This window comes from Sorangium sp. So ce119 (assembly GCF_051524405.1).
Taxonomy (GTDB): Bacteria; Myxococcota_A; Polyangia; order Polyangiales; family Polyangiaceae; genus Sorangium; species Sorangium cellulosum_G.
Genome location: NZ_CP150310.1, coordinates 4,723,992 through 4,736,298 on the forward strand (window position 1 = coordinate 4,723,992; position 12,307 = coordinate 4,736,298).

Here is a 12,307-nt window from a genome sequence, read left to right on the forward strand (position 1 = left end):
TGTTCGCGCACAGGCCCCGGTCGAGCCGCACAGGCTAGAACGTTCGCCGTGGTAACCTGCCCGACCGAGCGCGAGCAGGTGAAGAAGCCCCTCCACGACGACGCGACGAAAGGCGCCGAGACCGCTCGCGGCGACACGCTCGCGGCGCTCGGCAGCGGCGTCGTCCCGCGGGGCGCGGCGGCGACGATCGAGCTGCCCGGCCGCTACGAGGATCTCGGCCCCATCGCCGGCGGCTCGTTCGGCGAGGTCCGCCGCGTGCGCGACACGTTCCTCGACCGCGTCGTCGCGATGAAGCTGCTCCACGCCGAGCACGCGGGCGCGGCCCACCTGCGCCGCCGCTTCCTCGCCGAGGCGCGGATCACCGCGCAGCTCCAGCACCCCGGCATCATCGCGCTGTACGACCGCGGGGAGCTCCCGGACGGCCGCCTCTGGTTCACGATGCGGGAGGTCCGCGGCCGCACGCTGCGCGAGGTCATCGACGAGCTGCACGCCGCCTCGGGCCCCGGCGGGTTCGGCGCCTCGGCCGCGGGCTGGACCTTCCGCCGCCTCGTCGACGCCTTCGCGCGCATCGCGCAGGCGATCGCGCACGCGCACAGCCGCGGCGTCGTGCACCGCGACATCAAGCCCGACAACCTCATGGTCGGCGAGCTGGGCGAGGTCCTCGTCATGGACTGGGGCCTCGCGCGCAGGATCGACGTCGACGAGCCGGCCGAGACCGGCGACGACAGCGCGCCTGACCTGCGATCTCCCGCGCTCACCCGCCAGGGCGATATCCTCGGCACGCCGGCGTACATGCCGCCCGAGCAGGCCCGCGGCGACACGTCCCTGCACGGCCCGGCGAGCGACGTCTACGCGCTGGGCGCCGTGCTGTATTGCCTGCTGACGGGGCGTCCCCCGTACCGGGGCGGCAGCGCGGCGGAGGTGGTCGCGGCGATCCTCTCGGGCCCCCCCGCGCCCGCGATGGCGGCGGCGCGCGGCGGGCCTCCGGTCCCGGAGGAGCTGTGCGCGCTCTGCGATCGCGCCATGCGCCCCGCGATCGCCGACCGCACCCCGAGCGCCGAGGCGCTGGCCGCCGGCGTGCTCGGCTGGCTCGACGGCGTGCGCCGCCGCGAGCAGGCCCTCGCGGCCCTCGAGCGGGCGCGCTCGTTCGACGCCGAGGTCGCCGCGCTGCGCGCGCAGGCCGCCGGCGCTGAGACGCGGGCCCGGGCGCTCCGGAGCGCGCTGCGGCCCTTCGACCCCCTCGAGAGGAAGCGCCCCGCGTGGGCGCAGGAGGACGAGGCAGCCCGCCTGGGCCGCGCCGCCGCGCTCGCCGAGACGAGGTGGCTGGAGGCGGTGCACGGCGCCCTGAGCCTGGATCCGGAGCTCGCCGAGGCGCACGCGCTCCTCGCGGACCACCACCGGACGCGCCTCGCCGAGGCGGAGCTGGCCCACGACGACGAGGACGCGGCGCGCGCCGAGGAGATGCTGCGCATCCACGATCGCGGCCGGCACGCTGCCTTCCTGCGCGGCAATGGGGCGCTGACGCTGGTGACCGATCCGCCGGGCGCGGAGGTCGTCGTGGAGCGCTTCGTCCTGCAGGACCGGCGGCTCGTGCCGGTGCGCGAGCGTGTGCTGGGGCCGACGCCGCTCGTCGAGGTGCCGCTCGGGCGGGGGAGCTATCTGCTGCGGCTGCGCGCGCCCGGGCGAGCCGAGGTGCGGTATCCGGTGCTGATCGAGCGCGACGGGCGCTGGGACGGACGGGCGCCCGGGGAGGAGGAGCCGTATCCGATCGTGCTCCCGGCGGAGGGCGAGCTCGGGCCGCACGACGTGGTTGTGCCGGCGGGGTGGTGCTGGACGGGCGGTGACGCGGCGACGCCGGACAGCCTGCCTCGGAGGCGGATCTGGATCGCCGGGTTCGTGATCCGCCGGTTCCCTGTCACGACGGCGGAGTACATCGACTTCCTGAACGACCTCGTGACCCGCGGCCGCGAGGCCGAGGCCGTCGCGGCGTGCCCCAAGGTGCATGAGGGCGTCTCGGCCGTGGCCGACGAGCCGGCGCTCCACCGCGACGCGTCCGGCCTCTTCTGTCTGCCGCCGGACCGCGAGGGCCTGCGCTGGCGCCTCGACTGGCCGGTGGTCCTCATCGACTGGCACGCGGCGACGGCTCACGCGAGGTGGCTGGCCGAGCGCACCGGGCAACCCTGGCGGCTGCCCGGCGAGCTCGAGCGCGAGAAGGCGACGCGCGGCGTGGACGGCCGCCTCTTCCCGTGGGGCGACCACGCCGACCCGACCTTCGCCTGCGTGGCCGACACGAGCCCCTCGGAGGCGGCGCGCGAGGGCGTGAATGGCCACCCGTTCGACGAGAGCCCCTACGGCGTGCGAGGTCTCGCGGGCAACGCGCGCGACTGGTGCCTCGATGTCTGGAGGCACGACGGCCCGCGCGTCGAGGCCGGACGGCTCCGGCTCGACGCCGCGGCGCCGGACGATCCGGACCTCCGCGTGGTCAAGGGCGGCGCGTGGACCGGCGCGCTGAGCCACGGCCGCGCGCCGGCCCGGTTCGGCGGGCGGCCGGGCATCCGCCGCTCGGTGGTGGGCGTCCGGGTGGCGAGAGACGCGCCGATCCGGCGGTGAAGCGAGCCCTGGTCAGGCCCGCTGTAGCTGACGGTAGGCAAGATCGATATCGACCAGCCCGTACCCCGACCGCTTCTTGCCCCTCACGCCGACCACGACGCAGCCGGCGGGGATCGGCGCGTCGATGACGGTCCCGCTCGTCCATGCCGTGAGCCAGCCGGTCCCATGGTCGAGGTTCACGAGCCCCTTGTTGCCGTCGGCGTAGATCCGCACGCTCGTGACGGGCGCTCCTTGCGACGCCTTCGCGTCGGTGGGGAAGGAGCTGCCATCCATGTCGTCGCTCGCCCACGCCGCGGTGGGGGTGGAGCCCGCGAACAACCTGGCGTTGATGATCCCGTAGGGCGTGCCTTGATAACGCACCTGCACCGCCGTCGCGGGGGCCCCGCCCGGGAGCAGCACAGCGGCCTTCCAGTCCCCGTCGCCGTACCCGGTGAGCGGGCCGGTCCAGTGCGTCCCCAGGTAATTCACGAACGTCGTGCCGATCGCGTCGCGCCGCGCGGTCAGCGTGAACTCTCGGTCCGTGTTGTTGCTGAAGAACATGGGATGGACCTGGGAGGCCGGCCTGAACCATTCGATGGTTCCGGCCCACGTGCCGTCCTGGCTCCGCGTGGCGTTCAGCCGAAAGCCCTGGTGCCCGCCGCTCTCGTCCGCATAGGCACGGTAATCCGAGGCGCGGTTGCGGGGCGTCCACGTCGCGTCCAGGGAGCAGATGAAGCTCGCGGCGGCCGCTGCGAACGGCGGCGGGTTGTTCCCGTCGCTCCACATGCGGGCGCGCTTGACGACCTTGATGGACGACGCCTGGTTGGTGTCGATCTGCGTGAGGCCATCACGGATCTTCCAGTACTCCTTGCCTTTGATGAAGCCGCCCTGGGGGCTGCCCGTGCGGGTCGCGACGATCTCCAGCAGGAGCTCGCCGTTCGCGAGGATCCGGTAGTACGCGTAGTCACGGTCTCCGGTCGGGTCGATCTGCCCCCCCGGCCGCTCGGCGTCGGGCACCGGGCTCGTCTCGCCGCCGTCGCCCGCGCCGTGGTGGAACACAGGCAGGTTCCCCAGCCCGTCGACCAGGATCGGATGCTGACGGAACGAGAGCGCCTGGAGCAGCATCCTCGCCCGGAAGAGCAGCTCGGCGTGCGACATCGTGCTCCGCCGGAACTGGCCGTCCTGCTGGATCTTCCACTGCTCCAGCGCCACCGTGAGCGCCCAGGTGAACGCGCCGTGCCAGTGTCCGCCCAGCATGGCCTGGTACGACGGCTCGTCGCGCCCGGACGCGCAGAAGACGCGGCTGCCGATCTCCTTCGTCGCGCGGGGCGTCGTTCCACTCGACGGCCCGGCCGGCGTGAGGGTCGGCACCCGCTGGGCGTTCCCGGTCGGCTCGGTCGCAGCCGCGAAGCAGCAGTCGAGTACGATGGTGAGGTTGTCGGAGGGCCGCTTTCGGCCGGGGCGCTCGAGCGCGGGGTGGAAGAGCGCGTGAAGCTCCGAGAACGAGACGGCGTTCTCGAGCCCGCGGCCGGTGTCCGCCGGGCACAGGACGAGGTCGCCGTCCCGCTGCGCGCCGTGGCCGGAATACGTCATGAGCCCGGGGAGGGCCATCCAGTCCTCATCGATCTCCCAGGCTCCCCACGTGAGCTTCACGTTGGTCACGAGCCCCCTGGCCAGCCACTCGGCGCCTCGTTTGATCTCGTCGGAGGTGGCCTCGCCGAGGCTCACCTCCAGATCGCCGGGCTCCCGCCGCAGGGTCGACAGCCATTCCTGGACGCGCTCCGCGACCTCTGCCGCGGTCTCCCCCGTGAGCTCGGCGGTCGGCTCCGGCGCCCTGCGCGACAGCCAGCGCCTGACGCGCGCTTCGACCTCCTCTCGCGTCTCGCCCGGGGACAGCTCGGGGGCCAGCTCCAGCTCGGCCCGGACGAGATCGTCCTCCGTGAGCGCCGGGCTGGAGAGCGCCCGGATCTGCGTGTAGCCCAGTCGACGGCAGACCTTCCAGAACGCGAGCACGTCGTTGCGCCCCGCCGGAAGGTCCTTGTCGGTGAGATCCGGGTACCGCTCCACGCCGATCAGCAGCGCGCCGCCGCGCAGCCGGGAGATCTGCTCCCTGGCAGCGGCCAGAACGGGCTTCACGGCGCTCGGCGCGTCACGCTCGACGGGGGAGTCTGTCATGGTCATTGTCGTCTCCGCGGGGTGAGCTGCTCGCCGAGCGGTGCCGCGCCAGGCGTGGCGCGACCGAACGAGCGTCGGCGCTGGCATCGTCGGATGAACCGTCGGTCACAGCAACAAAGCAAGCGCTGCGCCAGCGGTCGCTTCTTCGTCGCGGGCGCGCGCCACGGCGGATGCCGGGGAGACCCCGGATCGTGTAGCTTGGCAGCCGGCATGATCCCGCGTGACTCCACCCTCGATCTCGGCAGCTCAGCCGCCCTGGGACCAGGCCGTCACGAGCAGGAGGCGCTTGCGCTGGTGATCGCCTGGGCGCCCGCCGAGCCTTCGCGCGTCGGCGAGGTGGCGCTCTTCGAGGCGGGCGAGGGCGCGCGGATCCTCGGCCGCGGCGCGCCTGCGGACGGCTCGGGCGGCGAACGGGTCGTGTTTCACCGCCAGCGCCCCGGGATCACCGAGCGAATGCCGCCCCTCGCGAGCCCCGGATTGTCGCGGGAGCAGCTCCGTATTCGCCCCGCGGGCGACGGCCTGAGGATCGAGCGGATCGGCAAATGCGCGATGGAGGTCGCCGGCGAGCGGGTGGAGCGGTGCGTCCTCGCGCGCGGCGATACGTTGCTGCTCAGAGGGCAGCTGCTGCTCTTCTGCACGGCTCGCCCCCGGAAGCTCGAGCCGCTCCGCAGCGCGTCGCTCGACGATGCGCCGCCCTTCGGCGAGCCGGATGCTCACGGGATCCTCGGCGAGAGCCCCGCCGTCTGGCGCCTGCGGGATCGGCTCGCCTGGACGGCGAAGGCCGACGCGCACACGCTGTTGCTCGGCGGGAGCGGCTCGGGCAAGGAGCTGTGCGCGCGCGCCGTGCACGCGCTCTCCGCCCGCGCGCGCGGCCCCTTCGTGGCGCGCAATGCCGCGACGATCCCCGGGGGCCTCGTCGACGCCGAGCTCTTCGGGAACGTGAAGGGGTATCCGAACCCGGGGATGCCCGAGCGGCCAGGGCTGATCGGGTCGGCGAACGGCGGCACGCTGTTCCTCGACGAGATCGGCGAGCTGCCCCAGGGCCTCCAGGCCAACCTGCTGCGCGTGCTCGACGAGGGAGGCGAGTACCATCACCTCGGCGGATCCACGACGAAGCGCTCCCATTTCCGCCTGCTCGGCGCGACGAACCGGGACCCCGAGGCCTTGAAGCACGACCTTGCCGCGCGCCTCGTGCTCCGGCTGGACGTCCCGGGCCTCGACGAGCGCCGCGACGACGTGCCCTTGCTGATTCGCCATCTGCTCCGCCGCGCGGCCGCGAGGAGCCCGGACGCCGTCCGGCGGTTCTTCACGGCGTCGAGCGACGGGTCCCTGGAGCCGAACCTCCGGCCGAGCCTCATCGATCATCTGCTGAAGCGCCCGTACACGACGAACATCCGGGAGCTCGACGCGCTCCTCTGGCGGGCGATGTCGACGAGCTCGGGCGACGCGATCGCGTGGAGCGAGGGCGCGCCGCCGGCGGGCTCGGCGCCCCCGGGCGCCCCGCAGCCCCCGAAGGACGACCGCCCCGCCGACGTGGAGCCCGCGCGGGTCCGGGACGCGCCGGAGCCGTCGGAGGCCGAGGTGCGGGCGAGCCTCTCGGCGCACGACGGGAACATCGTGCGCACGGCGCAGGCGCTGGGGTTGTCGAGCCGGTATGTGCTTTACCGGCTGATGCGGAGGTACGGGATCACGACGGACGCCACGTAGTGCCTCGGGTCAGAGATCCTGCCGGGACCGGTGTCGCGAGGGGAGAAAGAGTTCAACGCAAAGTCGCCAAGGCGCAAAGACGCAAACAAAAAAAAGAAAGAACAATTGTCATGCATTGTTGCGTCTTTGCGCCTTGGCGGCTTTGCGTTGATATCTCCATCCTCTCTCGAGGCAGATCCCTGGCAGGATTTCTGCCCCGCGGAATCGCCGTCTTCTCCTGCCCGCAGGCCCAGGGATGCGAGGAGCGCGGGCGAGCGTGTGGGGGGTCGGGGCGGGCGCGCCCCGCGGGTCAGCGGCCGGCGCCGTGGTGCGCCGCGAGCATGCGCACCACGCGCTCGACCAGATCATACGGGACGGGCCGGTCGAGCCGGAACTTCACGCCATCTTTGCCGTCGCGGTAAGGCTCGATCTCGGCCTGGATGGGGTCGTCGCTGCGGTAGATCGGATAGAGGCCGATGTGCTTCTTCCACGCGGCGAAGTGGATGGCGTTTCGCCCGTCGAACATGATCGCGGGCATGCCGTAACGAATGCGCTCCTCGGCGTCGGGCAACACCCGCCGAACGGCGTCGCGGATGCCAGCGAGCGCCGAGCGAACCGCCTCGGGGCAGGCGGCGATGTACTCGTCGATCGTCGTCGGGGCGGCGGGCACTGGTCCTCCTGTGGCGGTCGCGGGGCCGCAGGGTAGTGCACCGAGGTGGCGGTGGCCAGAGGGCAAGCGACGCGGCACCGCCGACGGCGTGTACATCACCGGACTCGCTACATCACGTCGTGCCGTACCTGTCGTGATGGCGGACCCACGCCATCCCGTAGGGGAGCGCGGCCTCGTCGCGGCCCAGGGGCGTGAGATCAAGGTAGTTGTAGGTGCCCATCAGGATGTCGAGCCCGCGCGCGTAGGTCGAGTAGGTGTGGAAGACCTCGTCCCCCTCGCGGGCGAAGACGCTCAGCCCCGGCGCCTCGGGCTGGGGGAACCGCGACTTCTTGAAGTTGTACTCGATGTCGCCTCGAGCGTACTCGTCCTCCCGGAACGACACGGCGTAGTCGAAGTTGAAATCCGTCTCGTTCGAGGAGACCCACGGGAACGTCCAGCCCATGCGCGCCTTGAACGCCTCGATCTTGGCGAGCGGCGCGCGGGATACGGCGCAATAGGCCGTGTCGCGGGCCGCGAGGTGGACGTGGCCACCCTGGATGTTGTCGGCCACGTACGAGCAGCTCTTGCACCCCTCGTCCCAGCTCGGGTGGAACATGAAATGGTAGACGATGAGCTGCCGGCGCGCGCCGAAGAGCTCGCGCAGCGTCACCTTGCCCGAAGGGCCGTCGAACACATACCCCTTCTCGACCTTCACCCACGGCAGCTCGCGGCGCGCGGCGCTCAGCGCGTCGCGCCGCCGGTCGTGCTCTTTCTCCCTCTCCAGCAGCGCGAGGCGCGCCGCCAGCCACTCTTCCCTCGAGACAACCCTGGCGCGGCTCATCGGCTCCCTCCCTTCGAGGCGGGCGCGACGGCGGCCTTCGCGCTCCGGAGCTTCTTGACGACGATCGCGGTCACGGCGCCGGCCGACGCCGCCTTGGCGAGGACCAACCCGAGAGATGTGAGACACGCAGGACACATGGGACTCCTCTCCTCCTGCCGGCGCCGCGCGCGGCTGTCCGCCGCTCGCGCCGTTCTGTCGCCGACGCGGAGAGATGACCACGCCGCCTGGGGCCGCGACAGCAACATCGATGTCGCGATCGGTTGGCGCGCGCGGTCCGGCGTGAGATGCTGAGGCGATGGACGCGGCCGTCGAGATCCCCGCCGACCTCGGCGCGCGAGCGGCCCGGTCGCTCGCGGCGGGGGACGCGCTCGACGCGCTGAAGGTGGCTGGCCCGTTCGGAGGTCCACACGCGCTCGCGCTCCGCGGGATCGCGCTCGCGCAGATCGGCGCCTACGCCGAGGCCAGGGCGGCGCTCGAGCGCGCCGCGCGGGTGTTCGCGGCGTCGGGCGCGGAGCGCGCGCGGGCGCGGGCGAGCGCGGCCCTCGGGGAGATCGCGCTCGCGCAGCGGGAGCTCGGCGAGGCGCGGCGTGGGCTCGTCGAGGCCGGCGACGCCCTCGAGCGCGCCGGCGATCTCACGAACGCGGCGTGGGCCCGCCTCGGCGCGGCGCGCGCCGCGCTGCTCGACGGCCACGTCGCCGAGGCGGAGCGGGCGCTCGCGGCCGCCGAGGCCACGGTCACGGGCGACGCGCCGGCGTTCACCAGGGCCGCGCTGGCGCTGGCGCGCGCCGAGCTGCACGCGCGGCTCGTGCGCGCGTCGTCGGCGCGGCGCGCCGCGGGGCAGGCGGCGGCGTGCGCGCGGGCGAGCGGACACCCGCAGCTCATCGCCGAGACGGAGCGCTTCCTCCGCGCGCACGACGAGCCCGTGGCGCGCGTCCTCCGCGGCGGCCGCGAGGAGCTCGCGCGCCTCGCCGACGTCGAGGCCCTGGCCGCCGGGGCCGCCGGGCGCGTCGTCGTCGACGCGATCCGCCGCCGCGTCCTCGACGGCGGCGCCGCGCGCGCCGACCTCTCGCGCCGTCCGGTGCTGTTCGCCATGCTCGAGGCGCTCGCGCGCGCCCACCCGGCCGCCGTCGCGACCGCCGATCTCGCGCGCGCGGCGTTCGGCGTGCGCGCGGTCAACGAGTCTCACCGGCGGCGGCTGCGCGTCGAGGTGGGGCGCCTGCGCGCCGCGCTCGGCGGCGTCGGGGTGGTGAAGGCGCTCGGGAACGCGTACCGCTGGGAGCTCGGCGGCGGGGTGGAGCTCGTCCTTCTCGCGCCGCTCGAGCCGGGCGACGCCGGCGCCATCTGCGCGCTCCTGGCAGACGGCGCCGCGTGGAGCGCCGCGGCGATCGGCGCCGCCCTCGGCAAGAGCACGCGCACCGTGCAGCGCGCGCTCGCGGATCTGGCGCTCGCCGGGGCGGTCGAGGTCACCGGCGGCGGCCCCTCGCGGCGCTACGCGAGGCCCCGAGCGGCGCTGTCGATCGCGTCACAGATGTTGCTGCTCGGGCTGGCGCTCCCCGGCTAAGGGCCGGGGCGAAGGAGGTGTGGGGCCATGGACGACGCACGACAGGCCGAGCTCGTCGCGGAACGTACGTTCGACGGGGTCGACTCCATTCATGGGGTCGCGTTCGACGGGCAGGCGGTGTGGTTCGCGCACGGGAACCGCGGAGACCTCCTGTCCGTGGAGCCGGAGACGGGCCGGGTGCTGCGTCGCCTGAAGGCCCCCGCCCACGCCGGCGTCGCGTTCGACGGGAGCCACCTGTGGGTCGTCGGGGGCGGCAAGATCCGCAAGGTCGATCCCGGGACGGGGGCCGCGGTGGGGGAGGTCCCGGGCTTCGACGCGACGCCGGTGACCGGGCTCGCCTGGGCCGACGGCGCGCTCTACGCGGGCGTCTACCGGCAGAGGAAGATCCTCAAGATCGATCCCGAGCGCGGGACCGTCCTCCGCACGCTCGTGTCCGACCGGCTCGTCACCGGCGTCACGTGGGCGGACGGCGATCTCTGGCACGGCGCGATGCGCGAGGAGGGCGGCCCGCCGTCGGAGCTCCGCCGCGTCGACGCGCTGCGCGGTGAGGTCCTCGACCGGCTCGCGCTCCCGGAGGGCGTGAGCCTCTCCGGCGTCGAGGCGGACTCGAGCGGCCGCCTGTGGTGCGGCGATCCGGCGACGGGCAAGCTCCGCGCGGTGAAGAGGCCGAGGAAAGCGGTCTGATCAGCGTCGAACGCGAGCGGGCGTAGTCATCCTTACATAGTTAGTAAATAGTATTGCCAAAGCCGCGTCGCTCTGGTAGGAAGCGGGAAGTCCGCGCGAACGCCGCTGGCGGCGAGGGTCGGGTGAGCTCTTGCCGCCCTGAGGCGACGGACGCGCTGGGCTCGGTCCCGCTTGCGATGTCGCCCACATGGACGGTGCGACACCAAGCGCCGAAGTACCACATTGTTGTAAAGATACCGCCGCCGCCGCAGACCTGCTCGAACGCGAGCGCTGTCGTCGAAGGCGCCCTCTGATATAAGACACACGCAAACCACGAGCTGGAGATCCGCTATGACCGTTGTGACTGGCGACAGAGAGTACTTCCCCGGCGTTGGCAAGATCCCTTACGAGGGGCCCGAGTCCGACAACCCCCTCGCCTTCAAGTGGTACGACGCCAACCGCGTCGTCGCCGGCAAGGCCATGAAGGATCACTTCAAGTTTGCCGTGTGTTACTGGCACACGTTCTGCGGTCGTGGGCACGATCCGTTCGGTCCGGGGACGATCCACTTCCCCTGGGACGAGGGCAAGGACGCGCTGGCCCGCGCTCGCATGAAGATGGACGCGAACTTCGAGTTCATCACCAAGCTGGGCGCGACGCACTACTGCTTCCATGACATCGACCTGGTCGAAGAGGGCGACAGCCGCGCCGAGACGTCGCGCCGTCTCCAGAGCATCGTCGAGTACGCCAAGCAGAAGCAGGCGCAGTCGGGCGTCAAGCTGCTGTGGGGCACGGCGAACCTGTTCTCCAACCCGCGCTACATGAACGGCGCCTCCACGAACCCGGATTTCTCCGTGGTGGCCTACGCGGGCGCTCAGCTCAAGGACGCGCTCGACGCCACCATCGCGCTGAACGGCGAGAACTACGTGTTCTGGGGCGGCCGCGAAGGCTACATGAGCCTGCTGAACACGGACATGAAGCGCGAGAAGGCCCACTTCGCTCGCTTCCTGACCATCGCGCGCGACTACGCGCGCTCGCGCGGCTTCAAGGGCACCTTCTTCATCGAGCCCAAGCCGATGGAGCCCTCCAAGCACCAGTACGACTTCGACGCGGAGACCGTGATCGGGTTCCTGCGCGAGCACGGCCTGGACAAGGACTTCAAGCTCAACCTGGAGACGAACCACGCGACGCTCGCTGGCCACACCATGGACCACGAGATGCAGGTGGCCGCGGACAACGGCATGCTCGGCAGCATCGACGCCAACCGCGGCGACTACCAGAACGCGTGGGACACCGACCAGTTCCCCTACAACATCAACGAGACGGTGGAGATGATGCTCATCCTGCTCCGCTGTGGCGGGTTCCAGGGTGGCGGCGTCAACTTCGACGCCAAGCGCCGTCGTAACTCGACGGATCTGGTCGACACCTTCCACGGGCACATCGGCGGCATGGATGTGTTCGCTCGTTCGCTCCTCATCGCCGACGACCTGATCCGCAAGTCGCCGCTCGAGTCGATGCGCAAGGCGCGTTACGCGTCGTTCGACAACGGCAAGGGCGCAGACTTCGAGCAGGGCAAGCTGACGCTGGAGCAGCTCGCCGAGATCGGCAACGCCGGTGGCGAGGTCAAGCTCACGAGCGGTCAGCAAGAGCTGTACGAGAACATCGTCAATCGCTGGATCCGCTGAGCCGAGCGATCGAGGCGACGACAGCCGGGCGGCGCCGCTGGCGAGCCCGGCTGTTTCTTTTGGGGCACTCGAGCACGCCGCGGGGGCGCGGCGCCTACGTCCGACGGACCGCGCGGACCGCGGCGCGCAGCCGGTCGAACGTGCTCTCCAGGACGGCGCGCCGCTCCGCCTTGAAGGCCTCTGTCGCGCCGAGCGCGTCGATCTGCGCGTCGTAAGCCGCGAGCACGCGCCGCGCCCACGACTCCACCTGCGCGAGCGGGAGGTGGAGCGCGCGGCAGCGCTCCCCGATCACGGCGAGCACCTCCATCAGCGCGATCTCTCCGTCGACGTCCTCGAACTGGACGTCGCCCTCGCCGAGGCCCTCGTCGATCTGCTCGGCGATGCCGTGGACGAGCCCGGCATAGGCGTCCAGCGCGCCGTCGCTGTCGAAGTTGCCAGATCCCCACGTCCCCATCGACCC

At 72.3% G+C, this 12,307-nt stretch carries 10 protein-coding genes; 5 read left to right on the top strand and 5 right to left on the bottom strand.

The features are described from left to right. The first annotated feature begins 48 nt into the window (after nucleotides 1-48). Nucleotides 49-2,610, top strand: a complete 2,562-nt coding sequence (locus tag WME76_RS17750) for a bifunctional serine/threonine-protein kinase/formylglycine-generating enzyme family protein (RefSeq protein ID WP_437961272.1) — start codon at nucleotides 49-51, stop codon at nucleotides 2,608-2,610. Nucleotides 2,611-2,622: 12 nt separating this feature from the next. Here the strand turns inward: WME76_RS17750 and WME76_RS17755 are convergent, their stop codons facing one another. Next, nucleotides 2,623-4,764 (bottom strand): caspase family protein, encoded by a 2,142-nt coding sequence (locus WME76_RS17755; RefSeq protein ID WP_437961273.1) that lies wholly within the window; start codon nucleotides 4,762-4,764, stop codon nucleotides 2,623-2,625. A gap of 210 nt (nucleotides 4,765-4,974) precedes the next feature. Between WME76_RS17755 and WME76_RS17760 the strand changes: the two genes are divergently transcribed. After that, on the top strand, nucleotides 4,975-6,471 hold the full coding sequence (locus WME76_RS17760; RefSeq protein ID WP_437961274.1) for a sigma 54-interacting transcriptional regulator: 1,497 nt from the start codon (nucleotides 4,975-4,977) through the stop codon (nucleotides 6,469-6,471). 289 nt (nucleotides 6,472-6,760) lie between these two features. On the opposite strand, the gene WME76_RS17765 is transcribed toward WME76_RS17760, so the two are convergent. The 3 genes from WME76_RS17765 to WME76_RS17775 form a co-directional block, all read right to left on the bottom strand. Beyond that, complete coding sequence (locus tag WME76_RS17765) at nucleotides 6,761-7,120, bottom strand: iron chaperone (protein ID WP_437961275.1); 360 nt, start codon at nucleotides 7,118-7,120, stop codon at nucleotides 6,761-6,763. Between the two features lie 112 nt (nucleotides 7,121-7,232). Continuing rightward, complete coding sequence (locus WME76_RS17770) at nucleotides 7,233-7,940, bottom strand: DUF899 domain-containing protein (protein ID WP_437291934.1); 708 nt, start codon at nucleotides 7,938-7,940, stop codon at nucleotides 7,233-7,235. Next, on the bottom strand, nucleotides 7,937-8,077 hold the full coding sequence (locus WME76_RS17775) for a hypothetical protein (RefSeq protein WP_437961276.1): 141 nt from the start codon (nucleotides 8,075-8,077) through the stop codon (nucleotides 7,937-7,939). Before WME76_RS17775 ends, WME76_RS17770 begins: the two co-directional genes overlap by 4 nt. Nucleotides 8,078-8,235: 158 nt before the next feature. Between WME76_RS17775 and WME76_RS17780 the strand changes: the two genes are divergently transcribed. The 3 genes from WME76_RS17780 to xylA all read left to right on the top strand — a co-directional run bounded on the left by WME76_RS17780 (nucleotide 8,236) and on the right by xylA (nucleotide 11,847). After that, on the top strand, nucleotides 8,236-9,501 hold the full coding sequence (locus tag WME76_RS17780) for a helix-turn-helix domain-containing protein (protein ID WP_437961277.1): 1,266 nt from the start codon (nucleotides 8,236-8,238) through the stop codon (nucleotides 9,499-9,501). 27 nt (nucleotides 9,502-9,528) lie between these two features. Then, nucleotides 9,529-10,185 carry a Vgb family protein gene (locus WME76_RS17785; RefSeq protein WP_437961278.1) on the top strand — a complete coding sequence of 219 codons (657 nt, stop codon included), beginning with the start codon at nucleotides 9,529-9,531 and terminating at the stop codon, nucleotides 10,183-10,185. Nucleotides 10,186-10,515: 330 nt separating this feature from the next. Beyond that, nucleotides 10,516-11,847, top strand: a complete 1,332-nt coding sequence (xylA, locus tag WME76_RS17790) for a xylose isomerase (RefSeq protein ID WP_061618383.1) — start codon at nucleotides 10,516-10,518, stop codon at nucleotides 11,845-11,847. A 94-nt stretch (nucleotides 11,848-11,941) separates the two neighbouring features. On the opposite strand, the gene WME76_RS17795 is transcribed toward xylA, so the two are convergent. Beyond that, nucleotides 11,942-12,301 (bottom strand): DUF4259 domain-containing protein, encoded by a 360-nt coding sequence (locus tag WME76_RS17795; RefSeq protein ID WP_437961279.1) that lies wholly within the window; start codon nucleotides 12,299-12,301, stop codon nucleotides 11,942-11,944. Nucleotides 12,302-12,307 lie beyond the last annotated feature (6 nt).